We start from the raw sequence: 25607 nt of genomic DNA, 5'->3' as shown, positions 1-25607 counted from the left end.
TTTTCGGTAATGTCCTGGCTGCTCACGCCGCGGATCGTGGCCTGGATATAGCCGGCATTGCTCCGGTTGATGAAAAGGTTGGGCACTTCCTGCGTGAGCTGCGTGGGGTTGGTGATCCCACGCGCCACAAGCTGTTCGTTGGTTAGCACTGAGACGGCGGCAGGCGTCTTCAACAAGGCCGTCTCGCGCCGCATGGCGGTTACGATGATGCCTGCGAAGTCTTCGTTATCCGCTTGTGCCTGGGCCTGATCGGGCTTTCCTGCGGCCGACCCGGCATCCTGCGCCATAGCCGGCATCGCAAAGGCAAGGCTTGAGACCGTAAGTGCCAGCGTACCCCTTGAAGGTCGTTTTACATGCATTTCCATCCCTCCCTTTTTGCCACGGATCATTCCGTGATTGTGGTACAAAATACCAAATGCATAAGGGATGCGCAAGCATGCTAACTGCGAATGCAATAAAACTGCAAAAAAATTCGAAAGAGAACAGAAAGGGTATTTTGTGCTTAAAATTCGGAAAAATAGACGTTTTCTGAAATGAGAGGAAAAGGCGGTGGTTCGCTCCAAGACTGGAGTTGCGAAAATCGCGGCTTGTGCGGTCTGGGCACGCGCACTGATTCGGACCAAGCAATGCCCCTGGTCGGAAGGTGGATTGGGGCTAAACTGGCTTCACCTGCATGGACTGAATTTGCGCTTGCCTGACCCTAATCCAATCCCCACGCAGCCATGAACGGCGTGTCATTCAGGCGGCTGACAATACGCCAGGGTCCATTGAGAGATTGCGGCAAATCCCCCAGCTGATGCCGTCTTCGGCAAAATCAATCGCGCCAATGCCAAGACGGGACACCGCCCATGGGGGGCAAGGTCGGATACTTTTTTCGCAAAGTGTTCATCGCAAAATCAGAAGGGGCGAGTGCCCATGGTCTGCAGAGCAACGCGAAATTGACGCCGCGCCTCGGCGATATCCGACATTGATGATTCTGTTGCGACTAGCCTCAGGCACATGCCCGCGAAGTTTGCCTGCAGTTTCAGCGCATCGAGGGGGCGAGGCTGGAGCCCAGCTTGCCTCAACCGCCTTAGCCAAGCCTCCTGCTGATCCCTCACAGCTGCCCAAACGATCGGCACCAGTTCGCGGTCCCGCCCGGCTTCCAGCCAGAAAGAAAAGTTGGCGAGGTTGTGCAAGGCAAACCGCGTGACTTCGCGTTGGAGGATCGCCGCCGTCAGATCGGCAAGTCCATCGGCGTCTGTTATGGTCGTTCCGGCGAGCACGCCCCGGAAACGCTCCTTCGAATGCTCGAAGAGCGCCGACTGCGCCTGCCGGAGGAGATCTGCAATCTTCGGAAAATAGTAGTAGGGAGCGCTTTTGCTGAGTCCGCTGCGTTCAGCAATCGTGCGATAGCCGACATTCTGCATGCCTTCTTCGACGAAGCAGTTCATCGCTGCCTCCACGATCAGCCGGCGGGTTTGTTCGGCCTTTGTTTCGAGCTTGGACTGCGGTGTCGCTTTTGCCTGGTTGGTCACGTCCGGTTGTTTGCGTGCAGGTGTGTTCCACTTTGTGACCGGATCAGCGCCGTCTCGGAGCACGTCAAGGATCTCCTGGCTTTCGAGCCCGAGACCAATCGCAATGAGGATAAAGCCAGCCGCTTGATCTATAGCCGACTGCGCCGCTTGCGCCGGACAAGGCTGGCCACAAAGGTCTGCAATCTCCGTCCAGATGGCATGAAGAGCTGCGAACCACTTTCTGGCGCGCGCCGCAGCTTCAGGATCGCGGCCGCCATGAAGCATAAGTTCCAGCCAGGCCATGGTCCCTTCGCGTTGCTCAGACACCGCTGCGGCAATGATGGAGGTGCTCAAGTCCGCGAATGATGCACGATCCGTTGCTTCCTTCGCCACGCGCGCCCTGAGCGCAATAAAGTCCGCTGATGATTCATCGAGAATTGAGGCCGAAACCTTGTCGATGAGGTCGTCCTTGCTCTCGAAATGATAGGTAAGCGAGGCGAGAGAAATCCTGCCCTCTTCGGCAACAGCGCGATGCGTAAAGCCCGCAATTCCTCGGTTTCCCATGGCCCTTATGGCAGCAGCAATGATCCGGCTCCTGGTCATATTTTCTGACCGGGTCTCCCTGTCGCGTTCGGCGTTCAAGACGCTTCTTCCTTGCGCGTTGATTGAGCCGAAGCTTGCAGCCTGGCCTGGTGGCAGCGTTATTGGTCGACCGCGCGCAAGGTCAAGGTCTGATTGCTCTGAAAGAGGTGGCGGGAGACGTTCTGGCACCAACATCTGGTTCTTGACATGTGATCCCTTATGGATTTGGTAAAATGTACAAGCGAGTTTGTGGCTCGGCGCCTTGGTGCAGAAGGCATCATGACTCGCGACCTGCCATGTCGGAGATTTAGATGGCCACTACGATCCTGCGTCGCGAAGACGTTGACTTCCTCCTCTACGACTGGCTCGCCGCCGATCGGTTGCTGACCCAGCCACGGTACTGTGCGCATAGCCGGGAGACCTTTGACGGGTTTCTGGATCTCTGCGCGGATCTGGCGCGCGATGCATTTCTGCCGTGCTTCAAAGCTTCCGACGAATTTGAGATTAAACTTGCCGATGGTGAGGTCACAGTCCTTCCGCAGTTGGCTGAAGCCCTGAAACAGTACGCCGAGCTTGGTTTGTCCGCTGCGAGCTTCCCGGAGGAAAGGGGAGGGGCGGGATTACCCTTTTTGATCTCCACAGCCGGTCTCGCATGGTTCGCTGCCGCCAACTTCTCGGCAACCGCCTATGCCCTCCTGACGGCAGCAAATGCCCGCCTTATCGCAGCCTTTGGCAGCGATGAGCAGGTCAGCACCTTTGCATTACCACAAATTGAAGGACGGTGGTTTGGCACAATGTGCCTATCAGAGCCTCAGGCGGGATCGAGTCTTGCCGATGTCCTCACGAAAGCATGGCCCGACGGGAGAGACTATTTGGGCGATCGCTACCGCCTAAACGGCAACAAAATGTGGATTTCCGGAGGCGCGCACGACATCACCGAGAACATTGTTCATCTGGTGCTCGCCAAGATACCCGCATCCGACGGGACATTGCCACAGGGTTCGACGGGCCTTTCACTCTTTATAGTGCCTGCAGTTCTGCCCTCAGGCGAGCGCAACGATATTGCCGTCGCAGGCCTGAACCACAAGATGGGTAACCGTGGTACGGCGAACTGCCTTCTGAACTTCGGCGAACGCGATGGGGCCGTAGGGTGGCGGATCGGCAAGGAAGGGGATGGTCTGCGCCAGATGTTCATGATGATGAATGAGGCGAGGATCTCTGTTGGGCTATGCGCGGCGGCTATCGCTACGCGTGGCTATTATCTCGCAGTCGATTACGCAAAGGGCCGTGTGCAAGGTCGTTTGGGCAATGCTGGCTCTGCTCCGGTGCCTATCATTGAGCATGCTGACGTGAAGGCGATGCTGCTGGCCCAGAAGTGTTATGCGGAAGGGTCTTTGGCGCTTTGCTTTTACGGTGCCGCGCTTGTTGATCGCGAACACGAAGACCCAGATTCGGCTGCATTGCTTGCGCTGTTGATTCCCGTCATCAAAACCTGGCCGTCCGAATTCGGCCTCAAGGCAAATGACCTCGCCATTCAGGTTCACGGGGGGTACGGATACACGCGCGATTTCGACGTCGAGCAGCTCTATCGCGACAACCGGCTCAATCCGATCCATGAAGGTACGACCGGCATTCAGGGGATCGACCTGGTCGCACGGAAAATCCTCCGCCCGGCTAAGGGCTGGTCGGTGCTCAAGGAGCGGATTCACCGCACCATTGATGCTGCTCGCGCCAACCCAGATCTGCAGGATCTCGCCGGACACCTTTCCGGCGGACTGGATGATGTCGAGAGGGTCAAGGACGCGATGAAGGACATGGACGAGAAGGAGGCGCTTGCGAACGCCACGTCCTTCCTTTTTGCCTTTGGCCACCTCGTGGTCGGTTGGCTATGGCTGGATCTCGCGGTTACAGCTTGCGAGCGGGCCGATCTCGCTCTCGGTGAACACGACGACCTTGCGCCGGGCAAGGTTGTCGCTTGCAAGTACTTCTACGCCTACGAAATGCCGCGGGTAGCGGCCTGGCTTTCGTGCATTACTGGCCGGGAATGCATTCTTGAGGCGCCGACGTCCGTGTTTTGAACGCCAATCGGCGCGCCCAGCCATTTGGCCGGGCGCGCCATTTTGGTTACCAACCCAGTGCGGTACGCAGTGCCTGTTCGAGGACAGCTGCGGCATCAGCCGAACCGCCCTGCGAGCGAAACGCGACATGTCCGTCCGGGCGAACAAGAACCGCTCCATCGCTGGCGATCCCGTAGATCTCCTCGAACGCCGCGTCGACAGGCGTAACGTCAAGCCCGTTGCCGACGCCGAGTGACCGGACGCCATACTTGGCTTGCAGATCAGCCGCCGCTGCCTTCCATGCTTCGCCGCCGGTCGAGGTAAGCAAGACGAAGTCGCCCTCGAATTCCCACATGATCGGCCGCTTGGTGCCATTGGCCACCCAGAGGTGAGGGGCTCTGCAACCAGGGGAGGCCGAGGGAACATAGTTGGAAATGGACGTTGTCGGCCGCACCTGCCCATCGGGCACGATGACCTCGCTGGTGTAGGCATAGCCCATCTCCTGACCGAGGGCAGCGCCGTGCTCCAGCACTTCCATCATCTCGCGTTCGTTCTCGTCCTCGAGCTCTTCAGCGATCGATCGCACCCCGGTCGGCAGTGAGCGGCGCTCGATCTCATCGATGGTCTGCTGCGAGGCATTGAACGGCTTCACCTCGCCGCGCAGATTCATGCTCTTCGCATTGCGGAAGCTTTGCGCGGTATTGAGGAAGGCAACCGGCTGGCGCTCCGGTTCATAGCTGTCGAGCAGCTTCGGTCCGGCGCGTCCCTGCAAGTGCGCCGCGAGCTTCCAGGCGAGGTTGTGGGCATCGGCAACGCCCGAATTCAGCCCGAAACCGCCGCTCGGCGGGAATGCGTGTGCCGCATCGCCAACGAGGAAAACATTGCCCACGCGCATCCGTTCGGCAACGTGTGCCGTCATCGTCCAGGGTGATTTCGCCCTCACGTCGATTGGCGCGTCGGGTTGCAGCCCTGCTGCGCGGCGGATCATGTCGGCGCACTGTTCCAACGTAAAGTCGTCCGCCGTTTCGCCTTCGCCGAAGCAGTAGTGGAAGCAGTACCGCTCCTTGCCGTCCATGCAGATGAAGGCGCCCGGCACTTCAGGATCGACCGAGGCCGAGCCGACGCTGGGAATGTCTCCATCCGGCGTGAGCTTGCCGAAGAAGTAGACGTTCAGGATCGAATCCACGTTCGGATCGCCGATCATGGACACACCCAGCGAGCGGCGGATGGCGCTGTTCGAGCCATCTCCGGCAATGCAGAAGCGCGCTGTCACCGTTTCCTTGGTGCCATCGTTGTTCTCGGTCGTGATAGTCACGTAGTCGCCATGATCGGTCACTTCGGCAACATTGGTATTCCAACGGATCGAGCTGCGTCCGGCAGCAACCATCTGCTTCTCGATGGCGTCCTCGACGATGTCCTGTGCCGCCGAAACAGTAATTGCAGGAGAGATTTCCAGCCGCCGCTCCATCGAGGGGCCGCCCATCATTTCCAAGATGGGGAAGAACATGAATTCCTCCGGAAAGGCTCCCGCAACCACGTCGTCCTGGACGCCCCACTGCTTGAACAATTCCATCGTGCGGGTGTTGATATAGTGCGCACGGGGGTGGTCGCTCCGTTCATTTCGCCGCTCGAGGATCAGCGAATCCACGCCGAGCCGGGCAAGGAGCATGGCTGAGGTCAGTCCGGCGGGACCAGCCCCTACGATCACAACAGGTACATCAAGCTTCATCTTCTTCTCCGATGCAGAGCGCTTCCAACGCGACCACGCGGGGCCTTGCGGTGCTCACAATAGGTATTGCATTGACATTGTAAATGCAATAGTGTGGCATTTATGGACGGAAGGGCGGCGGAGCGGTGCTCATGTCGGCATGCGTCGGAGAGGAGACGAGACGTGAATCTTGAGTTGCAATTGTCAGATGTTCCGCCGGTGCCGCAGGGGCTGACCCTTTATCATCTGGCGCCTGCCCTGGGGACGGAAGTGCACGGGATTGATCTCCGTGGTGAACTCTCGTCTGAGGTAGTCGACTTTCTCAAGGCGCTTCTGCTGCGTCGGAAAGTCATCTTCTTCCGCGATCAGGAAATCTCGGTCGACCGGCAGATTGAGATTTGCCGTAACTGGGGTGACCTGGAGATCATCGATTTCCTGCCGCAGCATTCAACGCACCCGGAAGCGCTTCATATCAAGCGCGACAAGGAAAGCCGCGGGTACGAGAATATCTGGCACTCCGACGTCACGTGGAGGGAATGCCCTTCAAAGGCGTCAATGCTTCGCTCCGTCAATGTGCCGGAGGTTGGCGGCGATACCATGTGGGCGTGCATGGAGACTGCCTACGAAATGATGCCCGAACCTTTGAAGCGGTTCTGCGAAGGGCTGACCGCCGTGCATTCGGTCGCTCAGGGCCTCGCTTACACGCAGGGCTTCGACAAGATGGCGGAGCAGGTCAAACGCTTCCCGCCTCAGGCTCATCCGGTTATTCGCACGCACCCGGAAACGGGTCGCAAGTCGCTCTATGTGAACCGCGCACATACCAGCTATCTGCGCGGGGTCGATCGCCACCTCGGTGCCGAACTGCTCAGCCTGCTATACCGCCGTGCGGACGTACCCGAGGTGCAGTGCCGCTTCCGCTGGCGCGCCAACTCGATTGCGTTCTGGGACAATCGGTCGACCCAGCACTACGCGATCTCCGACTACTTCCCGGCAGAGCGCGAAATGTATCGTGTGACCATCGCCGGCGACAAGCCCTTCTGAGCCGCGCTGCAAGCGATCCCTGCAAAACAAGAGGTTAGCTCTATGTATCAACGTGTCCCTGTCGACCAGATGCCGGTCGAGTCGCCCATCAAGCTTGCGCATATTGTCCTGCGCTCCGTCAATGTCCCCGCGATGCGTGAATGGTATCTCACCGCTCTCAACGGCAAGGAAATTGTCAACGGAGGCGAGGGCAACGCCTGTGGCCTTACATACGACGATGAGCATCATCGCGTTCTGATCATCGGTATGCCGCCGCAGGATGTCGAGCGGCAGCAGGCACTCGGCGATCTGTTCGCCCAGATCAACGAGCGGCGCAAGGCGCCTGGCCTTGAGCATGTCGCCTTCACCTTCAACGGCATCGGCGTGCTGCTTGGCAACTATCGCCGGCTGAAGAAGCAGGGGATCGAGCCGGTCTTCTGCGTCAATCACGGCCCCGTCCTGTCGATGTACTACCTCGACCCCGATGGCAACAATGTTGAGATGCAGACCGATACCATGCCGATGGATATGGCGACGGAGTTCATGTTCTCTGACGTGTTTCTGAACAATTCGATCGGGGTCCCGTACGACCCCGAAGAGCTCTGCGAAATGTACGATAGCGGTGTGCCCCTCAAGGAAATCGCTTCGTACGGGTTCATCTAATCTAGAAAGGAAAATACAAATGGCTGATATCAATTCGCTTGAAGCAATGCTGACGGAACGCGTGGCCGGTAAGAAGGCTATCGGCAAGACGATCGCGTTCCGGATCAAGGACGAAGGCACGCTTCGGATCAACGGCAAGGAAGCCCCGGTGACGATCGAGCGCACCGAGGACAAGGCCGACGCTACGCTGACCATCAGCGCAGACGATCTTCAGGGCCTCCTGGACCAGACCATCAACGGGCAGACCCTGATGATGACCGGCCGCGCGAAGATGGAAGGCAATCCGACCGTCGTGATGAAGCTGCGCGATCTGCTGCTCTAAGCAGTTCCTGGACCGGGCCGCACTGCCTGCTTCCAATTCCTGGAACCGCCCGAGTTCGCACTTGGGCGGTTCTCTATTTTGGGGAACCTTTAAATGACGAAGATTCCATCGACTATCGGCGGGCGCTCGCCCCATGAGATAGTCGCGACGACGATCGCTGCGATGACCGGCCACGCCGACGACGGCAAGGCTACCCGCGCCATTGAGCTGGCAGCTCCCACCATGAAGCTTGGTCCTGTTGAGGCCGGCCGTGATATCGAGACGCTCAAGATGGTGATGGAGCAGCGGGAAGCGGCTCCCTACCAGACCCGCCACAGCGTCGGCTGGCCGGTGGTTTATGAGGCGAGCGAAGAGAGCATCCGCGGGCGAGCGATCGTCACCATCCATCGCCTGACAGACGACCGCTACACCCTCAGTGCCGCGGACTTCCACGTCACGCTCATTCCGCAGGACGGCACATGGCTGATCGACCATCTGCAGATCGCGCCGTTCGTTGCACGCCGGATCGAAGAGGGTGGGCAGGCTCCGGCAGGCCAGCTTGAGCCCGTGGATTCACAGCCCCGCATCGTGCGTACGACCGAAGGCTGGTTCGCCAAGGCCGGACCGATGACGTTCCGTCTTGCGGCGACCAGCTTTGCCGAGGCTGTTGCGGCATTCGGCGACGGCAAGAAAATGCCGGGCGACCTCGTGGCCGGCCCGATTCCTGGCGATGTTCTTGCGCCCGTCGAGCCGTCGCGGCTGTTCCTCATCGGTCTGAACTACAAGTCCCATGCCGATGAGTTCGGGATCACGCCGCCTGACCACATGGTCTATGGTGAACTGCCGACCGATTGCATCGTCGCACCCGGGACCCCGCTCGTCCGCCCGGAGGAAGCGCCCGAAATGGTCGATTATGAGGGCGAAGTCGCCGTTGTAATCGGGCGGGACTGCTCGAAGGTCGATCAGAAGGAGGCGGCGGACTGCGTCTTCGCCATTACCGCCTGCAACGACTTTTCGGCGCGCGATCTGCAGATGGCGGCCTTCATGGCCGCGCGCGAGGCTGGTGGCGCTCCCAGCATGGCCAAGGCGAAGGGTTTCGCCAGCGCGAAACCTATAGGGCCTGAGCTCATCGTGGTGAAGGGGATGAACGTTTCCCGTCTCGATGTGAGTCTGCGAACAGTTGTGAACGGCGAAGAGCGGCAGAAGGGCAATCTCAGCGAACTGCTTTTCCCGCTTCCGGAGCTGATCTCAAAGATATCCCAGGATCACGACCTCAAGGTCGGTGACGTGATCCTGACTGGCACACCAGCTGGCGTTGGTCATGCCAAGGAGACCTATCTCAAGGCCGGGGATCAGGTAGAGATCGTTGTCGGCAACCTTGCGCCGCTTGCCACGGTCGTCGCCTAGCTAATCTTGATGGCGGCCATGCCGAGTAAGCATCGGCTTGGAAGGAGCATTGCGGCTCTGCTTACCGCAGCAGTTCCGCAATGCTCCGGACAACCTCTTCCAGCGACACGAAATGGGTCGGCGCCAAGGTTCCGGCGTCCGAACCTGCAAAGGACTGACGCAGCCAGCTTGCTGCAGCGAGGATGGTTGCAGAAACCCCATAAGGACGCGGATCCATTGCTGGATCTACGCCAAGCCCCTTGGCAATGGCTTTGGTCAGTTCGCCCCGGACGAAGTTCTCGTAGCCGAGGATGGCGGTTTCGATCGCTGACGACCTGTCGCGTGCAATGAGTGCAGAGCGCTGCAGGTCAAAATCGGATTCGACTGATTGCGAGGCTGTGAACACTGCCATCATGGCTCGATGAAGCAGAGTGTCGGCGGGGTCAGATGCTTCGAAAGCTGCATGGAACTCGTTCGCCCAGTCGTCCTGTTCGGCGAATAGTGTCGCTTCCTTGGATCTGAAATGGCGCCAGAACGTCGTAGGATCAACATCGGCCTGATCAGAGATTTCCGCGATCGTGACGTTGTCGAAGCCCTTGGCCAAGAACAGTTCCAGCGCTGCAGTTTGGATCAGTCGCCGCGTCTTGTCTTTCTTGCGTTTCCTGCGCGGAAGCTTGCCAACCCCTACTGTTGGAAGATCTCCAGAGACTGGCACAGATTTGCCTGGTGATGCAGCAGTCTTTCGAAGATTGTTCAAATTATCTTGCCCCATCTTGCACCTGTATTTTTCCGTACGCCGCATGAAATTCGAATACTCAAACAGCATTGGACCCCTGATTATGAAGCGCCTTCTTTATGTTTTTCCGTCACCGGATGCAACAAAGCGCCTTGCCGGGGCTGTGCCCGACATCGTGGTTGTCGATCTGGAAGAGGCGGTCGCGGAGCATAGCAAAGCCAAAGCTCGCCGTTGGCTGGTGGATACGGTGGCGGCTTGTGGCCAGTTTGGCATTCAGGTTCTCGTCCGGGTCAACGGCGCCGGGACGGAGCACATGAGCCTTGATCTCGCTGCGGTAACGCAATTGGGGTCTGAAATAGGGTTGCTTCTTCCGAAACCACTTGATGCCACAATCGTGCGCAACATTGCTGCCGCGCACCCGGAACGGCCGCTGTGGCTTATGGCGGAGAGCGGCGATGTACCGCTTTGGCTCCCGGAGACTCTGGCCGAGTTCTCCATCGCGGGCCTAGTCATTGGCGGAAAGGATCTCTGCCTGGATTTCGGTCTGGATGGATATCAACCGGCCCACGAACGTGTTCGTCAGGTCGTTGGTGAGGTCGTGCGGATCGCCCGGCCCCATAAGGTTCCAGTTTACGATGCAGTTGCTCTTGGAGAGTGTGACGTGCGGCTCGCGCTGATCCGCGCCGCCCATGCGGGTTGTACCGGTCTTAGCCTTGTCAGCGCAGATGATGTGCACGTCTCATAGAGCTCGCATTAAAATGCAATAAAAAAGCGGATGCAATGGTATTGCATTTTATCCCTTCATTCGGATATGTGAGCTTCGGTGGCCGGGATCATCCGGAAGTCCGTGCAACAGGGGTGAAGTACATGCCTTCTTGGCTTATTCGAGTTTTGCCGGTGGCCATTCCGGCTATCGTGCTGTCCGTGGTCGGCGTGCTCGTTGGCGCACTCGTGACGCGGTTCTTCGGTATTCCGGATGACGTGGCACTGGTCGCAGGCCGGTGGATCGCGATCGGTTCGCTGGCGCTCTCGTTCATCATCTATCTCATCAAAGTCATCCGCAACCGGTCGAAGGACTGACGATATGGAAACCATGCCGTTCGACGTGCCGCCCATCCCAGGGCGCGGCGCCCTGGCTGATGAGACCCTCGACCAGCTTTTCGTTAAGGCGAGGACTTTCAACAGCTTCCTGGACAAGGACGTGCCGGATGATCTCGTGCGCAAATTGTACGACATCGCTCGCTGGGGCCCTACGTCGGCGAACATGAGTCCGGGGCGCTTCCTTTTCCTCAAGTCCTGCGAAGCGCGCGAGCGGATCAAGCCGTTCATGTTCCACACCAACCAAGAGAAGGTTATGGGCGCGCCGCTTTGCGTGATCGTCGCACGCGATCCGGCGTACCTCGATTACCTTCCGCAGTTGATGCCCACGGTTCATGAGCTCATCCGTCCGAGCTTCGAGGCAATTCCGGGTGCGGTCCCGCAGACCCTCACGAGAAATGCCACTTTGCAGGGTGCTTATCTGACACTGGCGGCGAGGGCTCTCGGGCTCGATTGCGCCCCGATGTCGGGTTTCGACAATGCTGCTGTGGACCGCGAGTTCTTTGCCGAAAACGGATGGCAGTCTGATTATGTGATCAACATTGGCTACGGTGATGATTCAACCATCTGGCCTCGGAACCCGCGGCTCGAATTCGATGTGGCGTGTCAGATCCTATGACCGGTGAAGCCATGGCTGAAAGGTCGCTGTTCAGTCTTTCTGGCAAGGTCGTGCTGGTTACGGGGTCGTCGCGCGGGATTGGCCGCGCGGTGGCCGAGGCCTGCGCGGAAGCCGGCGCGCGGGTTGTTATTTCAAGCCGTAACCAGCTTGCCTGCGATGAAGTCGCAAAAGCTATCAATGCGCGGCATGGTGAAGCACGGGCATTGCCCGTGGCAGCCAGCATTTCGGACCGGAAGGCTCTGGAAAACCTGGTTGAGCTCGTCCAGCAGCAGTGGGGCATGATAGACATTCTTGTCTGCAACGCCGCTACTAATCCCTACAGCGGGCCGCTGCTGGACATCCCGGACGAGGCTTTCCTCAAGATCCTGCGTAACAACGTGCTGTCCAACCAATGGCTGATGGGCCTGGTGGTGCCGGCCATGCGTCGCCAGCGGGCTGGAGCGATTATCGTGATGTCGTCCATCGGCGGTCTATTCGGCTCGGACACGATCGGCGCTTACAACATTTCCAAGGCTGCCGACTTCCAGTTGGTCAGAAATCTGGCGGTGGAATTGGGCCGCGACGGGATCACCGTCAACGCCATCGCGCCGGGTGTCATTCGTACCGAGTTTGCCAAGCCACTCTACGAAGGTGGCGAGGAGGAGCGCCTCAACGGCATCGTACCCCTTCGCCGTATCGGTGAACCAGAGGACATCGGCGGCGCGGTCGTCTTCCTTGCTTCCCGCGCAGGCGCTTACGTTACGGGCCATACCCTGGTGATCGACGGCGGCGCGATGACCCGCGGCATAATCTGAACCATGGAGCCGGCCATGAATGCAGAAGAAATCTATACCCTGACGATCGACGGCAAGGGTGTCGCAACTGCAACCGCTAGTCCGGTGCTTGATCCGGCCACACAGGCGGTGATCGGGCTGGCGCCGATTGCCGATGGTGATTGCCTCGACGCCGCAATCGTTGCCGCACGAGGTGCATTTGGCCATTGGCGTGATGCCGGACATGATGTCCGCGCGAGGTCGCTTCTTGATCTTGCCGACGCGATTGCTGCCAACCTGGACGACCTTTCGCGCTTGCTGACGCTGGAGCAAGGCAAGCCCCTGGCCCGAGCGCGCGAAGAGGTCATGGGTTCGGCCTTCTGGCTGCGCAGCGTTGCGGCGCGGACGCTGCCAGAGTCGGTGAACGAGGAAACCGCTGATCGTCGGTCGATCACCCGCCGGGTACCTTTTGGCGTTGTCGCGGCGATCGTGCCGTGGAATTTCCCGCTGCTGCTGGCTGTCTGGAAGCTCGCTCCGGCCTTGCTTGCTGGCAATTGCGTGGTGCTGAAGCCTTCGCCTTTCACGCCATTGACCGCTTTGAAACTGGGAAAACTGGCTCGCGGCATTTTGCCGGACGGCGTGTTCAATGTGCTTTCCGGTGGGGACGATCTTGGCCCTCGGCTGGTCGAACATGAGCTTGTGGACATGGTCGCGCTTACGGGATCGAGCAGGACGGGGCAGGCGGTCATGCGGACCGCTTCTGCCGGTCTCAAGCGTTTGATGCTTGAACTGGGCGGCAACGATGCCGCTATTGTCCTTGAGGATGCGGATATCGCGGTCGCGGCAGCGCGAATCTTCCAGTCAGCCTTCTCCAATGCGGGGCAGGTCTGCGTGGCCACAAAGCGGGTCTACGTCCACGATTCAGTGTTCGATGCATTCTTTGAGCGGATGGTCGCGCACCTTGATGCGCTCAAGGTCGGTCCGGGTCATGAGGACGGTGTCGAGATGGGGCCGGTGCAAAACTTGCCCCAGTATCAGAAGGTAACGGCACTTATCGATCGCGCGCGTTCGCAGGGTCTCGCTCTGAGATCCGCGGAGTTGCGACCTGGACTCGACAGCGGTCTGTTCATCGCACCTGTTCTGGTGATGGACCCGCCCTGGGACAGCGAGGTCATGCTTGAAGAGGCCTTTGGCCCTGTTCTTCCCATCGTGCGGTTCCGTGATGCGGGCGATGTCATTGCACACGTCAATGCCGGCGAGCACGGCCTTGGCGGATCAATCTGGTCGAGCGACCTTGGCCGGGCAACAGCGCTTGCGCATCAGTTGCAGACGGGGATGGTGACCATCAACGAGGGTGCCTATCTTGCACCGTGGGTTCCGTTTGCCGGCCACCGCCAATCAGGCCTTGGTGTCGAGAATGGTCAGGAGGGCTTGTTGGCCTACACCCAGCCGCAGACCTTGACGACCAGGTTGACCTGAACGCCTGCCCCGGCCAGCGCAGCTCCACCGAACAGAACGGTGGGGCTGTCCCTTTTGCTCAGCCTTGTCCGGGGATCACCGGCAGCAGCGCTTCGACCGACCTGATATGCCGCAGGCCCAGCACTGCAGCATCGAGACCGGTCATGTCCGGAAGCATTTCATTCTCGATGAACATCGCCTCGATATTCATCGTGCGACATTGCAGCAGCAGCGCTTGCCAATCTATCCGGCCTTGCCCAAGCGGAACGGGTTCGATCTCAAACTCCAAGTCTGGCCCAGTGGTGGCCCCGCAATCCTTCAGGTGAAGCAAGCGGACGCGGTCCCCGGTGTCGGCGAGAAGCTTCACGACATCCTGGCCCGCAGCCGCAGCCCAACCGACGTCGAGCTCGAAGTCCACCAGTTCCGGTTCAGTCTGCGCAAGCAGTAAATCGAAGCCTCGCGCTCCATCGCGCTCGGCAAATTCGCTCGCGTGATTGTGGTAGGTCATCCCAAGACCACTCTGTGCAAACAGGGCTCCGCATGCGTTCAGCAGGTCCGCGGTGACCAGCCAATCGGCTGCCGTCATGTGCCTTGCAGCCTCGTGCAGGGCGGTGAGGGGGTCGGCATTCTGCGAGATGTCCATGCCATCGGGCAACAAGTGCAGCCCCATCACCGCGCGACGCGCGCCAAGTGTCGCAAGTTCATCGCGAATTCTCTCGGCATGATCGGTAAAGTTCAGCGATCCGGGCAGCGCCAAGGGCGTTTCGGATCCGAAGTAATGGACCGCATGGCACGCGAGTCCGGCGTTATCGAGAAGTCGCCGCATCTCGTCCGCCGTGCGCCCGAACAACATCGGCAACTCGACCACTTCGAAGCCAGCGCTCCGGACGCGCGCGAAGCCTGCCTCGAGGTCACCCATGATGTCGAAAGCCACGCTGAAGATCTGCAGGCCGATATGCGCGTTCATGAGGCGTTGCTCTCCGATGTTGACCGCACTGGATCCGCTTGCTCTATTAATGCAATATAACTGCAATTGCATCAAAAATGCATTATGTGTATCCCGAGCCGGACCCTTAGTGGTAGGGTCAGCGGTGCGACCCATCGGAAGGGCGCCCACCGCCTTGTTTAGGTGTCCTTGGAGGTTGTGATGCTTGATATGTCCGCACGCGCGGAGCCGAACGAAGAACTGGCGGTCTTCAGGGAGCAAGTCCGGCGCTTCGTGCGGGAAAAGGTGACGCCCAACATCGATCGTTGGGAAGACAGCGGACTGATCGAGCGCGATTTCTGGCTTGAGTGTGGTGCAGCCGGTCTTCTTTGCCCACAAGCGCCCGAGGAGCTCGGCGGGCTGGGGCTCGACTATAGCTTCAATGCGGTGATCAACGAGGAGATCTCCTACTCCGGCGCCACGGTCGGTACGATGCTGCAGTCAGACATCACCTCTGGATACTTGATCCACTACGGATCCGATGAGCAGAAGCAGCGCTGGCTGCCGGGTATGGTTTCGGGAGAAGTAATCACTGCCATCGCCATGACCGAGCCTGGTGGCGGATCCGATCTTCAGGGCATCCGCACGACTGCCCGCCGCGAAGGTGACAACTACGTGATCAGCGGGGCCAAGACCTATATCACCAACGGCATCCTCGCCGATCTCGTGATCGTAGTTGCCAAGACCGACCCATCGGCCGGCTCGCGCGGGATATCCTTGCTGCTGGTCGAGGCTGACCGCGAAGGTTTCAAGCGCGGGCGCAAGCTGGACAAGATCGGCCAGAAGGCATCCGATACTGCAGAGCTGTTCTTCGAAGATGTGCGGGTCCCCAAGGAGAACTTGCTGGGCAGCGAGGGCGCGGGATTTGGCTATCTCATGTCCCAGCTCCCGCAAGAGCGGCTCCAGATCGCCATTCTGGCGCAGGCTGCTGCACAACGCGCGTTCGATGAGGCGCTGTCGTTCACATCCGAACGCAAGGCGTTTGGGAAGGTCATCTTGAGCTTCCAGAACACCCAGTTCGTGCTGGCCGAGCTTGCCACCAAGCTGCAGGTGGGCTGGTCCCACATTGACTGGGCGCTCCAGCGGCACGTGGCCGGTCGGCTTTCAGCAAAGGAAGCCTCGGCTGCAAAGCTTTGGCACACCGAACTGCAGTTTGAGGTCTGCGACCGCGCCTTACAGCTGCATGGAGGCGCCGGTTACATGAACGAATACCCCATCGCCCGTCTCTGGCGCGATGCGCGCGTGCAACAGATCTACGGCGGTACAAGCGAGATCATGAAGCTTCTGATCGGTCGCAACCTTTAAGCGTTGACCTGAAAGCTTTCGAACACTTGCCAAGTCTGCGTCAGCGACAAGGAGCACCCAACGATGTCAAGGCAACTGCTGGACAAAATCCACAAATGGTTAGGTCTGTTCGGACTGTTCTTTCTGCTGATACAGGCCGTGACCGGGGTTCTGATCGTCAATGGGGCGCGCACCCAGCAGTGGCTTGATCCGCATTCCTATCGGCTTGACCAGCCCGCATCAGTGCAGTTGCCGCTTGAGAGATATACAAGCGCTGCCATTTCCCGGAACGGGCAAGCCGTCGCGTCGCTGGTCCTTCCGGAAAGCGCGACATCCCCGGTCCTGGCTGTTGTGGTCCCGCAGGAGCGCGCCTTGCCGGAAATGGTGTCCATCCATCCTGCAACCGGCAAGGTCATCAGCCGCAACCCGGTGCTGGCTGATCCGGTGGTTCTTGCCAACTTGCTGCATGGCGAACTTGGCGCAGGGAAGGCGGGCAAGGCGCTGCTGATGGTGACGGGCCTGTCGCTCGTCGTGCTCAGCATCACGGGGTTTCTGCGCTGGTGGCCCGGGCTGGGCAAAGTCAGGCGGTCGCTCAAGCTGCGCTGGGCCGGCTCGGTCAGTGCCACGCTCTGGCAGTGGCACGGGGTGATTGGAGCGGTTCTTGCGATCCTGTTCGTGTGGCTCGGGCTGACCGGCGCGCTTCTTGTCGGGCGCCCCTTCCTCGAGCCGCTGGTCAACCAGGGCAACCGGTCGGCTGACTTTCCAGAACTCGGCGGCCTTTCGGGTGCGGCAGTGCAGGTGCCGGCAAAGGCGATATCGATGGATGACGCATTCGCTGTGGCCAAGCAGGCGATGGGGGATGATGAGCTGCGCTCGGTTCTGCCCCTGTCGCGGCTCAGCCCTCAGCATACCTTTGTTTTTGCCGATCATCAGGGACGGATGGGTGTGGTTCGTGTCTCGGCTGCTGGCCAGATCTCCGAGCGCTATCGTCCTGCGGACATGCCTGCGGCGAATCGCGCTCTCGACTGGATGCTGCCGCTGCATCGTGGTTCGATGCTGCCCGAATGGCTGCGGACAGTTTATTATGTTCTGGCATCCGGCCTTGTATTGCTCGCGAGTTCGGGGCTGGTGATCAACCGTAAGAAGGCCCGCCTGCGCAAACGGCCTGCTCGGGCGGACTGACCGCGCTGGATTGTAGCGGCTGGTCCTGCTCGAACCGCCGCTGCACCAGCTGGTCTATCAGGGCAGCCTTTTCGTCATCGGAAAATCTGATGCTGGATTTGCCGATGAATTGGGCAAGGCGCGTCATCATGTGCCATGCGGTGTCCTGCGTCACGCCAATATCCTTGGCGAGTTGCGTGCTGGCTATGCTGCCCGGGTGAGATGTAATCAGCCGGACCGCAAAGAGCCATTGCTGCAAGTGCAACTTGCTCCTCCCAAAAACTGTGTTGGTTCGGACATTGAAGCGCTTCGCACAGGTTCGGCAGCGCATCTGCTCGTTGTCATCCCGCATACTTATCTGTCGTGAGCCGCAGCCAGGGCAGGACACGCCATCCGGCCAGCGGACAGCACGCACGAACGCAATGGCTCCCGCTTCATCCGGAAATGCCTTTTGCGCCCACTGCTTTCGCCACAACCTTACACCACGCATGGCCTGACACCCTCTGTTTTCTGGCTCTCTCGTATATAAATTCCGTAGGGTGCGTGCGTTGTCAATGCCACAGGGGAGGACTAATGTTGCACTACGTTATTCTCAGGAGTCATTCGCATGTCCGTAAGCATTGATGATCTGTTTTTGCCCGCTTACAAGCAGAAGGCCGCTCTGGATGAAGGAAAGTGGACGTCTGTTGAGTTGACGCAGGCCTATCTGGACAGAATTGATTCCCTGAATTCGGAACTGGCTGCCTTTGTGCAAGTCGACAAGGATGGCGCTTTGGCGGCCGCGAAGGAAGCCGACCGGCGTCGGCAGGCGGGTGAAAACACGCCGGTTCTGGGCCTGTGCGGCGCGATCAAGGACCTCATCGATGTGGGGGGCCTGAAGACGACCTATGGTTCGCGTGCGTTTGCTGACAATGTTGCCGAAGCCGACGCACCGGTGGTCGCCCGCCTGCGCGCAGCTGGCGCGGTGATCCTCGGCAAGGTCAATACCACCGAGTTTGCCTTGTTCAGCCCCAGCATGATCGATGGCGCGCCCAAGAATCCGTGGGACTATGCGCGCACCGCCGGTGGGTCTTCCAACGGTTCGGCAACCGCGACCTCGGCAGGGCTTTGCTCATTCGCCATCGGAACCGACACTGCCGGTTCGATCCGCACGCCTTCTTCCTTCACCGGCATCAGCGGGCTCAAGCCCACGCACGGCCGCGTGCCGGCAAAGGGTATTGGCGAGCTGTCGACCTACATGGACACAGTCGGCCCCATGGGGCGGTCGCCCCAGGACATCGCATTGGTACTTCAGGTCATCGCGGGCTTCGATCCGAGTGACATGACGTCGGCAGAACGACCGGTTCCCGACTTTATCGGTGCCAGCCAGAGCGGCGTTGCCGGGATGCGAATTGGCGTGCCGGAATCCTACATGCCTGATTCCCTTGATCCCGAGATTGAAGCCGCATGGCGTGCAACGGCGGTGCTCCTGCGTGAGGCAGGGGCTGTTGTTGAGGCCGTCGCGCTCCCCGACACCAGCGAAGCGATGGGTATCTGGCGCGGTCTGGTCGTTGGCGATGCGCTGGCCTGGCACGAAGATAGCTTGTCCGAGCGGGGCGAACTTTATTCGGAGGGCACCAGGATGCTCCTCGAGGGGAACGCCAGCGCTTTGGCGGTTGAGGTTGCCAGGGCGCGCAAGCAGCAATGGGCTTTGCGCATGGACTACCTCAAGGCCATCGAAGGCTTCGATGCGTTTCTGCTCCCTGCGGCCCCGGTCATCGCGCCGCTCGATGCCGAAATCGCCGCAAACTCGCTCACGTCCGGGGACCGCACGGTGGGTGGTGAAGTCATGCTCGACTATGCCATTCCGTTCAATGTCACGGGCATGCCGGCACTGGTGATGCCGGTCGGGACATCAGCGGTGAATGGTATGCCCCTGGCGGTCATGGTGTGCGCGTCGCACTTTGGTGAGGATCGCATGTTCCAGATGGCAACCGTGATCGAGACGCTCAAGCCATTCAATACCCGGCCGGAGCGCTACCGTTGAGCGTGCGCGTGCGGGGCCTGACCTTGGAGGAAGCCACCGAGGAACAGGCAGCTGTCCTTCGAAAGCTGCCGCCGGGCGGGTTGTCACCTTTTCTGGCTCACGCGCCGGCACTGGCTGAGGCAGCGATCAACACCGGTATGCTGCTGTTTGATGAGGAGGCAACCGGCATCTCCGACGAGATGCGAGAGGCGCTGATTATCAGAATCGCGCACCTCTGCGGCGGCAACTATGTGGAGCAGCAGCACAAACGGTTGGGCCAGGCGTTCGGGATGGCGCCCGAACAGTTGCAGGCCGCTTCCGATGGATCTTCTTCAAAGGATCTGCCCGTCGAGTGGCGCGCGGCGTTCGAGTTGGTCGAGCTAGGGCTCCGAGGCACATCGGTTCCCGAAGCGGTGGTATCGGCAGTTGTTGGTCAATATGGGGAGAGGGGGCTCACCGGGATCGCAATCGTCGCTGGTACGGCGGTGCAACTCAGCTTACTTGCTTCGTGGACAGGTATATCCGCTTAAGACGGTGACTGGTTGCGGCTGTCGATTGCCGCCGCCTACGGGGGCATGTGCCAAGGTGCCAGCCGGTGGCGTGTCGGGCTGAGAGCGACCCAATTGTGCCAGCGCCCTTTCGGGCGCTGGCACACGGAAGTATTCTATCCTATCATCATCTTACATCTTAGATGGCCTGCCGTGTGCGTTCACGACCGGTCGACTATTGTCATCTCGACCAAGGACCAGGTCATTCTGCCCAAGGTGAGCCGCGACCAGCTCCAGTGGGGAGCGGGAACGCGGCTCACGGTTGAGAACACGCCGGAGGGCGTCCTCCTCAAATCCACACCGGTGTTCGCCGCTTCCGGCATCGATGCGCTATTCGGATCGATGCGGCACGAGGGACCGGCGCTGTCGATCGACGACATGAATGCAGCCGTTGCGCAGGAGGCCGAGCGGCGTGCGCGCGATTGATACCAATGTGATCGTCCGCTTCCTGACGGCGGACCACGCCGCTCAGGCCGCAGTGGCGCGCCGGGCCATCGAGGCTGGAGATATCTTTAATCCGACGACTCTGCTTCTCGAAACCGAGTGGGTGCTTCGCAGCGGCTACAGGTTCTCCAGTGAAGCCATCGGGACTGCACTTGCCGGTCTTGCAGGCCTGCCTGGCGTTACCGTTGAAGATCCGCTGGCGCTGGCCTCTGCCCTTGATGGTATGGCGGGTGACTGAGCCATTCTGCCCTAAACCTCGATGGCGCGGTTTGTGAGTTTGCGGCCTAGTAGTGGTCGACCGCGGCACTTCCGCCTTTGCAGATAAGCCCTTGGCGATGGTTGTCTGCTAAGCCTGAAATCTCTTTTGGCGCATGTGCAAGATCGGAGTGCCTGGCGTTTGCAAGCCGGCGCCGATGCGCCTCCTGCGGCTTCGATTTCGGCAAATCTCAAGACGCCAAAAGCGCTTCTCGGTGGCAGCAGGTTTGGGCTTTTCGCTAGTCGTTGATGGGCCCTTCAGCGGGTCAAAAAAACGAAGGCCAAGGGCCCGCGCACCGACTCTGGAATGAGCCCTCGTTTCAATTCGGCGCAAAGCGTTTCGCCTTGTTTCGCAGGTTTGCACCACCAGCGCACCATGGGGGGCGATTTTTTCTCGCCTGAAAACTGAGGATGAGGTGCTAAGTATTTGAAATAATTGGTCGGGACGAGAGGATTCGAACCTCCGACCCCCACACCCCCAGTGTGATGCGCTACCAGGCTGCGCTACGTCCCGACCGGAAGGCGGGCCTATAGGCAGGGTCTGGGTGGATGGCAAGGCTTCTTGATCACTGATTGAGGCCGCGCAAATTGATTGGGCGAAACGGCTTGGGCGCAAAGTTGCCTAAGCCAAGCCAAACTGCTAGCGCGCCAGCCCATACTGGCCTCACCGGGCTTGCGGCTTGCCGCCTGCCAGGTATCGCTGCGCCAGACCAGCCCTTGCGAAAGTTCCTGACCTGCCATGAACGGTCCTGCTCTTCTTGCCATCCTCGCCGCCGCCGCGCCGGCCGCCACTCCGGCCGAGCCGCCGGCGTACCTCCAGTTTCTGCCGCTCGTCGCGATGGCGGCGATCTTCTACTTCCTGATCCTGCGCCCCCAGATGCGCCGGCAGAAGGAGCAGCAGGTCAAGATCTCGGCGCTCAAGAAGGGCGATCAGGTGGTGACCGCAGGCGGCCTGATCGGCAAGGTGATCAAGGTCGAGGAACAGACGGTCGATCTTGAACTCGGCCCCAATGTCCGCGTTCGCGCGGTGCGGGCGACGATCGGCGACGTGCTGCCGCCTGCAGGGTCTGCTCCCGCCAACGATTGATGCTGCGGCCCGCGTTACCATATGGTGGCCAATGGCCCCATGTGCGCGCGGCCTCCTTCAGGAAGACTTCTCTCGATGCTTGAATTTCCGCGCTGGAAGGTGATCTGGCTCTGGGCGATCACGCTGCTGGCCGCGCTTGCCGCGGCCCCTTCGATCGCCACGGTCATGGGCTTCACGATCCCTGCGGGCATCTATGCGCCCAAGGTCAATCTGGGCCTCGATCTTGCCGGTGGCAGCCACATCCTGCTTGAGGCCGATCCCAGCCAGGTGCGCCAGCAGCGCATCGAGGGCATGGACGAATCGGTCCGTAACAAGCTGAAGCAGGCGAGCCCGGATATCCGCATCAGCGACATCTCCAACCGTGATGGCGCGCTGACCTTCCTCGTCGAAGATCCCGCCAAGGTCGATGCGGTGCGCGAGGCGATCCTGCCGCTGACCAACGGGGCGGGGCTGACCGGCGCGCGCGACTGGAAGATCGAGGTCATCGATGGCAACCGCTTCGTGCTGACGCCGACAGCGGAAGGCATCGATCTTGCGGTCGCGCAGGCGATGGAAACCGCGGTCGAGGTGGTGCGCAAGCGCATCGACGCACTGGGCACGCGCGAGCCGACGATCATCCGTTCGGGTGCCAACCGCATCGTGGTCCAAGTGCCGGGCCTGCAGGATCCGCAGGCGCTCAAGAACCTCCTAGGCCAGACCGCCAAGCTTGAGTTCAAGCTGGTCGATACGACCGCGCTGCAGAGCGATATCCAGCGCGGCATCGCGCCTCCGGGCAGCGAGATCGTGCCCTATGCGCCGGGCAAGGACGGCGGGCCGGTCGGCTCGATTGCGGTCAAGCGCCTTGGCGGCATTCGCGGTGATCAGCTGACCAATGCACAAGTCACCAACAACCAGCAGACCAACGAGCCGCAAGTCGCGATCACCTTCAACACCGAAGGCGGCGCGCGGTTTGCCAAGCTGACGACGCAGAACGTCAACAAGCCCTTCGCGATCATTCTCGATGGCAAGGTGCTTTCCGCGCCCAATATCAACGAGCCGATCCTTGGCGGCAGCGCGGTGATTTCGGGCAGCTTCACCACGCAAGCGGCAAGCAACCTCGCGATCTCGCTGCGTTCGGGCGCGCTTCCGGTCGACCTCAAGGTGGTGGAAGAGCGCACCGTCGGGCCAGACCTCGGCGCGGACTCGATCCGCAAGGGCATGATCGCAATGGCGGTTGGCACGCTGGCGCTGGTGGCGTTCATCCTCGCCGTCTATGGCCGCTTCGGCATGTATGCCTGCATTGCGCTGGTGTTCAACGTGCTGATGATCCTGGGCATCATGGCGCTGATCGGCACGACTCTGACCCTGCCGGGCATCGCCGGTTTCGTGCTCACGATCGGTGCTGCGGTGGACGCCAACGTGCTGATCAATGAGCGCATCCGCGAGGAACGGCACCGTGGCCGCCGCGTGTTCCAGGCGGTCGAGACGGGCTACAAGGAAGCCAGCCGCGCGATCTTCGACGCCAATATCACCAACGTGATCGCGGCGATGTCGATGGCCGCGTTCGGCACTGGTCCGGTGCGCGGGTTCGCCATCGTGCTGCTGATCGGCATCGCGACCTCGGTGTTCACCGCGGTGACCATGACCCGCATGTGGGTCGCGCAGTGGCTGCGCAAGGCGCGGCCCACCGAAATCGCGCTTTGAGGGACTGGCAACCATGAAACTTCTCAAGCTCGTTCCCGATAACACGAACATCAAGTTCCTGCGCTGGCGCGTGCCCTTCTACGTGATCAGCCTGCTGCTGATGGCGGCGAGCCTCGGCCTCGTGTTCACCAAGGGGCTCAACCTTGGCGTCGATTTCATCGGCGGGCAGATGATCCGCGTGACCTTCACCCAGAGCGCGGAGGCACCGGTCGGGCCGCTGCGCGGCGAGATCGAGGCGCTGGGCTATGGTGAGCCGATCATCCAGCGCTATGGCAAGCCCAACGAGATTTCGATCCGCATGAAACTGCCCGAAGGCGCGGACCACGACAGCGGCCTATCGGACAAGATGGCGCGCACGATTACCGCCGATATCAAGGCCAAGCACGCCGATGCGCGCGTCGACGGCGTGGATTCGGTTTCGGGCAAGGTTTCGGGCGAGCTGTGGCACAGCGCGGTGCTGTCGCTCGGCCTCGCGGCGCTGGCGGTTGCGGCCTATATCTGGCTGCGGTTCGAATGGCAGTTTGGTGTGGGCGCGCTGTTCAGCCTTGTCCACGACGTGACGCTGACTTTGGGCCTGTTCGCGGTGACGCAGCTGGAATTCGATCTGACGATCGTGGCGGCGCTGCTGACGCTGATCGGCTACTCGCTCAACGATACGATCGTGGTCTACGACCGCATCCGCGAGAATCTCAAGAAATACCGCAAGATGCCGATGCCTGAGCTGCTCGATCTCTCGGTGAACGAGACGCTTCATCGCACGCTGGCGACCTCGCTTTCGATGCTGATTACGCTGACCGCGCTGCTGCTGCTGGGTCCGGGGGTGATCTTTGGCTTTACCGCCGCGATCACGCTGGGCATCTTCGTCGGCACCTACAGTTCGATCTACATGGCTGCGCCTATCCTGATCTGGCTGAAGGTCACCTCGAAGAGCTTCGTGCCGACCGAGAGCCAGCTCGACAAGCAGGAACGGATGGCGCGCGAGAGGGCTTGAACGCAGGCGAGGCGTAAGCATCCTTCGACAGGCTCAGGATGAGCGGTGTTGGTGATTGCACCCGGCGCAACCTTAGCTGCCTGACACTGCCCTTTCGTAGATCGCGGCGAGCGCTGCCGCATTCGCATCCCAGCTGAACCGGGCGGCGCTCTCGGCGACGTCTGTTTGCGCTGGCGGTGCGGCGAGGATTTCCGAGATGGCGGCGGCGATTGCGGCGGGCGTGCGCTCGGCGAGGCGGCCAGCGGCAGGGCGGTCCAGCACCTCGGGTGCGCCGCCAATCGGCGGGATGACGAGCGGGGTGCCGCAGGCGAGCGCCTCGATCCAGGCATTGGCAAGGCCCTCGCGCTCCGAAGGCAGCACCATGACATCGGCGGCGCTAAGCAGCACGGGCAGCGTATCGTGGCTGACGGCGCCGAGAAAATGCACCCGGCTGGACACGCCGTGCGCGGCGGCGCGGGCGCGCAGCGCGGCCTCGTCTGCGCCGGTGCCTGCGAGCGCGAGCTGGATATCACCAGGCAGGCTGGTGAGCGCCTCGATCGCGAGCGCCTGGCCCTTGATCGCGATCAGCGCGCCGACGCAGACGGCAAGGCGGTCTGTGGGACGCAGCGCTAGGGTGGGGAGGCTGGCAGCAAGCTGCGCGCGCGCCTCGCTGCGGGGCAGCGGCTGGAAGCGCACGCGGTCCAGGCCGGTGTAATGCACCGTGATTCCGCCGGGCGGGGCGAGATGCAGCGCGTCCATATCGTGCGCGAGGGCGCCGGACACGGCCTGCACGGCCGCAGCGCTGTGGGCAGCGCGGCGCATCTGTAGGAGCGCGGCGGGGCGGTCCCCCCAGAGATGGATATCCGAACCGCGCGCCTTGATCGCGTGAGGGAGGCCAAGCGCGGCAGAGACATCGGCGGCAGCGGGGCCATCGGGGTAGAAAAACTGGGCGTCGACAAGGTCGAACGGCGCTTCGCGGTGGAGCTTTCGCGCCAGCGGCAGGACCGCGCGGGTGATCGCCCAGGGATTGAAACGGCCGGAAAGGCCGGGGACCAGCAGGAAACTCGGATGGTGGACGGTGACGCGCCCGCCGGATTCAATCGACGGGATGGCGGCGAGCGGCTTGTAGCGGCCCAGCGCGCTAAACGGGGGCGGGGGCAGGCCGATCGGGTTGATCACGGTAACGTCCCAATCACCTCGCGCGGCGAGCGCCTCCATCTGGCGCGCGACGAAGCGGCCGAAGCCCGGGCGGGTCGGGGCAGGATACAGCGTCGATATCGACAGCAGGCGGCGCTTCACCGGCAAATCG

26 protein-coding genes, 1 tRNA gene and 1 pseudogene are annotated in these 25607 nt (G+C 60.9%); 19 read left to right on the top strand and 9 right to left on the bottom strand.

Annotation, left to right across the window (positions count from 1 at the left end):
* Both Q0071_RS10145 and Q0071_RS10140 read right to left on the bottom strand, forming a co-directional pair.
* The coding region (locus Q0071_RS10145) for a TonB-dependent receptor plug domain-containing protein (protein ID WP_298168352.1) at window positions 1-623 on the bottom strand (623 nt) is incomplete at its 3' end.
* Between the two features lie 273 nt (window positions 624-896).
* On the bottom strand, window positions 897-2138 hold the full coding sequence (locus tag Q0071_RS10140) for a TetR family transcriptional regulator (protein ID WP_298168349.1): 1242 nt from the start codon (window positions 2136-2138) through the stop codon (window positions 897-899).
* A gap of 251 nt (window positions 2139-2389) precedes the next feature.
* Between Q0071_RS10140 and Q0071_RS10135 the strand changes: the two genes are divergently transcribed.
* Window positions 2390-4156, top strand: a complete 1767-nt coding sequence (locus Q0071_RS10135; protein WP_298168346.1) for an acyl-CoA dehydrogenase — start codon at window positions 2390-2392, stop codon at window positions 4154-4156.
* A 46-nt stretch (window positions 4157-4202) separates the two neighbouring features.
* Here the strand turns inward: Q0071_RS10135 and Q0071_RS10130 are convergent, their stop codons facing one another.
* Complete coding sequence (locus Q0071_RS10130; protein ID WP_298168343.1) at window positions 4203-5864, bottom strand: FAD-dependent monooxygenase; 1662 nt, start codon at window positions 5862-5864, stop codon at window positions 4203-4205.
* 162 nt (window positions 5865-6026) lie between these two features.
* Between Q0071_RS10130 and Q0071_RS10125 the strand changes: the two genes are divergently transcribed.
* The 4 genes from Q0071_RS10125 to Q0071_RS10110 all read left to right on the top strand — a co-directional run bounded on the left by Q0071_RS10125 (window position 6027) and on the right by Q0071_RS10110 (window position 9234).
* Window positions 6027-6884: a TauD/TfdA family dioxygenase gene (locus Q0071_RS10125; protein WP_298168340.1), complete on the top strand. Its 858-nt coding sequence runs from the start codon at window positions 6027-6029 to the stop codon at window positions 6882-6884.
* Window positions 6885-6953: 69 nt separating this feature from the next.
* Window positions 6954-7526 (top strand): VOC family protein, encoded by a 573-nt coding sequence (locus Q0071_RS10120; RefSeq protein WP_298168338.1) that lies wholly within the window; start codon window positions 6954-6956, stop codon window positions 7524-7526.
* Between the two features lie 19 nt (window positions 7527-7545).
* Window positions 7546-7848 (top strand): SCP2 sterol-binding domain-containing protein, encoded by a 303-nt coding sequence (locus Q0071_RS10115; protein ID WP_298168335.1) that lies wholly within the window; start codon window positions 7546-7548, stop codon window positions 7846-7848.
* A gap of 93 nt (window positions 7849-7941) precedes the next feature.
* Entirely contained in the window at window positions 7942-9234 is a 1293-nt protein-coding gene (locus tag Q0071_RS10110) for a fumarylacetoacetate hydrolase family protein (protein WP_298168332.1), read from the top strand.
* Window positions 9235-9295: 61 nt separating this feature from the next.
* Here Q0071_RS10110 and Q0071_RS10105 read toward each other — a convergent pair whose 3' ends face one another.
* The gene (locus Q0071_RS10105) at window positions 9296-10039 is read right to left on the bottom strand and encodes a TetR/AcrR family transcriptional regulator (RefSeq protein ID WP_298168329.1); all 744 of its coding nucleotides are present in this window, start codon (window positions 10037-10039) and stop codon (window positions 9296-9298) included.
* On the opposite strand from Q0071_RS10105, the gene Q0071_RS10100 reads away from it, so the two are divergent.
* From Q0071_RS10100 to Q0071_RS10080, 5 genes are all read left to right on the top strand, one after another.
* The gene (locus tag Q0071_RS10100) at window positions 10014-10694 is read left to right on the top strand and encodes an aldolase/citrate lyase family protein (RefSeq protein WP_298168326.1); all 681 of its coding nucleotides are present in this window, start codon (window positions 10014-10016) and stop codon (window positions 10692-10694) included. The genes Q0071_RS10105 and Q0071_RS10100 overlap by 26 nt on opposite strands.
* Before the next feature lie 152 nt (window positions 10695-10846).
* The gene (locus Q0071_RS10095; protein ID WP_298168323.1) at window positions 10847-11029 is read left to right on the top strand and encodes a hypothetical protein; all 183 of its coding nucleotides are present in this window, start codon (window positions 10847-10849) and stop codon (window positions 11027-11029) included.
* Window positions 11030-11033: 4 nt separating this feature from the next.
* Window positions 11034-11666 carry a malonic semialdehyde reductase gene (locus Q0071_RS10090; RefSeq protein WP_298168321.1) on the top strand — a complete coding sequence of 211 codons (633 nt, stop codon included), beginning with the start codon at window positions 11034-11036 and terminating at the stop codon, window positions 11664-11666.
* A complete protein-coding gene (locus tag Q0071_RS10085) occupies window positions 11663-12460 on the top strand; it encodes an SDR family NAD(P)-dependent oxidoreductase (RefSeq protein ID WP_298168318.1) in 798 nt (265 codons plus the stop codon). Before Q0071_RS10090 ends, Q0071_RS10085 begins: the two co-directional genes overlap by 4 nt.
* Window positions 12461-12463: 3 nt before the next feature.
* Complete coding sequence (locus tag Q0071_RS10080) at window positions 12464-13897, top strand: aldehyde dehydrogenase family protein (protein WP_298168315.1); 1434 nt, start codon at window positions 12464-12466, stop codon at window positions 13895-13897.
* A gap of 58 nt (window positions 13898-13955) precedes the next feature.
* Here the strand turns inward: Q0071_RS10080 and Q0071_RS10075 are convergent, their stop codons facing one another.
* Window positions 13956-14843, bottom strand: a complete 888-nt coding sequence (locus Q0071_RS10075; RefSeq protein WP_298168312.1) for a sugar phosphate isomerase/epimerase — start codon at window positions 14841-14843, stop codon at window positions 13956-13958.
* A gap of 180 nt (window positions 14844-15023) precedes the next feature.
* Here Q0071_RS10075 and Q0071_RS10070 point away from each other — a divergent pair, with 180 nt between their 5' ends.
* Window positions 15024-16166: an acyl-CoA dehydrogenase family protein gene (locus Q0071_RS10070; RefSeq protein ID WP_298168360.1), complete on the top strand. Its 1143-nt coding sequence runs from the start codon at window positions 15024-15026 to the stop codon at window positions 16164-16166.
* A gap of 63 nt (window positions 16167-16229) precedes the next feature.
* A complete protein-coding gene (locus tag Q0071_RS10065) occupies window positions 16230-17327 on the top strand; it encodes a PepSY-associated TM helix domain-containing protein (protein ID WP_298168309.1) in 1098 nt (365 codons plus the stop codon).
* Here Q0071_RS10065 and Q0071_RS10060 read toward each other — a convergent pair.
* Both Q0071_RS10060 and Q0071_RS22535 read right to left on the bottom strand, forming a co-directional pair.
* Window positions 17278-17565, bottom strand: a complete 288-nt coding sequence (locus Q0071_RS10060; protein ID WP_298168306.1) for a hypothetical protein — start codon at window positions 17563-17565, stop codon at window positions 17278-17280. The two genes, Q0071_RS10065 and Q0071_RS10060, sit on opposite strands and share 50 nt — an antisense overlap.
* A gap of 60 nt (window positions 17566-17625) precedes the next feature.
* A pseudogene (locus Q0071_RS22535) lies at window positions 17626-17796 on the bottom strand (transposase); the annotation flags it as partial.
* A gap of 117 nt (window positions 17797-17913) precedes the next feature.
* On the opposite strand from Q0071_RS22535, the gene Q0071_RS10055 reads away from it, so the two are divergent.
* From Q0071_RS10055 to Q0071_RS10040, 4 genes are all read left to right on the top strand, one after another.
* Window positions 17914-19332: an amidase gene (locus Q0071_RS10055; RefSeq protein WP_298168303.1), complete on the top strand. Its 1419-nt coding sequence runs from the start codon at window positions 17914-17916 to the stop codon at window positions 19330-19332.
* Window positions 19329-19841, top strand: a complete 513-nt coding sequence (locus Q0071_RS10050) for a hypothetical protein (protein ID WP_298168300.1) — start codon at window positions 19329-19331, stop codon at window positions 19839-19841. The genes Q0071_RS10055 and Q0071_RS10050 overlap by 4 nt, the downstream gene beginning before the upstream one ends.
* Window positions 19842-20012: 171 nt before the next feature.
* Complete coding sequence (locus Q0071_RS10045; protein ID WP_298168297.1) at window positions 20013-20285, top strand: AbrB family transcriptional regulator; 273 nt, start codon at window positions 20013-20015, stop codon at window positions 20283-20285.
* Window positions 20272-20541 carry a PIN domain-containing protein gene (locus Q0071_RS10040; protein ID WP_298168294.1) on the top strand — a complete coding sequence of 90 codons (270 nt, stop codon included), beginning with the start codon at window positions 20272-20274 and terminating at the stop codon, window positions 20539-20541. Before Q0071_RS10045 ends, Q0071_RS10040 begins: the two co-directional genes overlap by 14 nt.
* Before the next feature lie 454 nt (window positions 20542-20995).
* On the opposite strand, the gene Q0071_RS10035 is transcribed toward Q0071_RS10040, so the two are convergent.
* Window positions 20996-21072, bottom strand: a tRNA-Pro gene (locus Q0071_RS10035).
* A gap of 225 nt (window positions 21073-21297) precedes the next feature.
* On the opposite strand from Q0071_RS10035, the gene yajC reads away from it, so the two are divergent.
* The 3 genes from yajC (at window position 21298) to secF (ending at window position 24319) form a co-directional block, all read left to right on the top strand.
* On the top strand, window positions 21298-21645 hold the full coding sequence (yajC, locus tag Q0071_RS10030; RefSeq protein ID WP_298168291.1) for a preprotein translocase subunit YajC: 348 nt from the start codon (window positions 21298-21300) through the stop codon (window positions 21643-21645).
* Window positions 21646-21720: 75 nt separating this feature from the next.
* Window positions 21721-23328: a protein translocase subunit SecD gene (gene secD, locus Q0071_RS10025; RefSeq protein ID WP_298168288.1), complete on the top strand. Its 1608-nt coding sequence runs from the start codon at window positions 21721-21723 to the stop codon at window positions 23326-23328.
* Between the two features lie 13 nt (window positions 23329-23341).
* Complete coding sequence (secF, locus tag Q0071_RS10020) at window positions 23342-24319, top strand: protein translocase subunit SecF (RefSeq protein ID WP_298168285.1); 978 nt, start codon at window positions 23342-23344, stop codon at window positions 24317-24319.
* Window positions 24320-24391: 72 nt separating this feature from the next.
* On the opposite strand, the gene Q0071_RS10015 is transcribed toward secF, so the two are convergent.
* On the bottom strand, window positions 24392-25597 hold the full coding sequence (locus Q0071_RS10015) for a glycosyltransferase (protein WP_298168282.1): 1206 nt from the start codon (window positions 25595-25597) through the stop codon (window positions 24392-24394).
* Between the last annotated feature and the right edge of the window lie 10 nt (window positions 25598-25607).

The sequence above is a fragment of the Novosphingobium sp. genome (genome assembly GCF_027486195.1).
Lineage (GTDB): Bacteria > Pseudomonadota > Alphaproteobacteria > Sphingomonadales > Sphingomonadaceae > Novosphingobium.
Note: the sequence above shows the minus strand (reverse complement) of the source record. Positions and strands in the feature narration are given on the sequence as shown.

What these genes read in the sequence shown, in the direction of transcription:
- Q0071_RS10135 (WP_298168346.1), top strand. Translation starts at nt 2,390, where the DNA reads ATGGCCACTACGATCCTGCGTCGCGAAGACGTTGACTTCCTCCTCTAC.
- Q0071_RS10130 (WP_298168343.1), bottom strand. Translation starts at nt 5,864, where the DNA reads ATGAAGCTTGATGTACCTGTTGTGATCGTAGGGGCTGGTCCCGCCGGA.
- Q0071_RS10120 (WP_298168338.1), top strand. Translation starts at nt 6,954, where the DNA reads ATGCCGGTCGAGTCGCCCATCAAGCTTGCGCATATTGTCCTGCGCTCC.
- Q0071_RS10115 (WP_298168335.1), top strand. Translation starts at nt 7,546, where the DNA reads ATGGCTGATATCAATTCGCTTGAAGCAATGCTGACGGAACGCGTGGCC.
- Q0071_RS10110 (WP_298168332.1), top strand. Translation starts at nt 7,942, where the DNA reads ATGACGAAGATTCCATCGACTATCGGCGGGCGCTCGCCCCATGAGATA.
- Q0071_RS10100 (WP_298168326.1), top strand. Translation starts at nt 10,014, where the DNA reads ATGAAATTCGAATACTCAAACAGCATTGGACCCCTGATTATGAAGCGC.
- Q0071_RS10105 (WP_298168329.1), bottom strand. Translation starts at nt 10,039, where the DNA reads ATGCTGTTTGAGTATTCGAATTTCATGCGGCGTACGGAAAAATACAGG.
- Q0071_RS10090 (WP_298168321.1), top strand. Translation starts at nt 11,034, where the DNA reads ATGGAAACCATGCCGTTCGACGTGCCGCCCATCCCAGGGCGCGGCGCC.
- Q0071_RS10085 (WP_298168318.1), top strand. Translation starts at nt 11,663, where the DNA reads ATGACCGGTGAAGCCATGGCTGAAAGGTCGCTGTTCAGTCTTTCTGGC.
- Q0071_RS10080 (WP_298168315.1), top strand. Translation starts at nt 12,464, where the DNA reads ATGGAGCCGGCCATGAATGCAGAAGAAATCTATACCCTGACGATCGAC.
- Q0071_RS10075 (WP_298168312.1), bottom strand. Translation starts at nt 14,843, where the DNA reads ATGAACGCGCATATCGGCCTGCAGATCTTCAGCGTGGCTTTCGACATC.
- Q0071_RS10070 (WP_298168360.1), top strand. Translation starts at nt 15,024, where the DNA reads ATGCTTGATATGTCCGCACGCGCGGAGCCGAACGAAGAACTGGCGGTC.
- Q0071_RS10065 (WP_298168309.1), top strand. Translation starts at nt 16,230, where the DNA reads ATGTCAAGGCAACTGCTGGACAAAATCCACAAATGGTTAGGTCTGTTC.
- Q0071_RS10055 (WP_298168303.1), top strand. Translation starts at nt 17,914, where the DNA reads ATGTCCGTAAGCATTGATGATCTGTTTTTGCCCGCTTACAAGCAGAAG.
- yajC (WP_298168291.1), top strand. Translation starts at nt 21,298, where the DNA reads ATGAACGGTCCTGCTCTTCTTGCCATCCTCGCCGCCGCCGCGCCGGCC.
- secD (WP_298168288.1), top strand. Translation starts at nt 21,721, where the DNA reads ATGCTTGAATTTCCGCGCTGGAAGGTGATCTGGCTCTGGGCGATCACG.
- secF (WP_298168285.1), top strand. Translation starts at nt 23,342, where the DNA reads ATGAAACTTCTCAAGCTCGTTCCCGATAACACGAACATCAAGTTCCTG.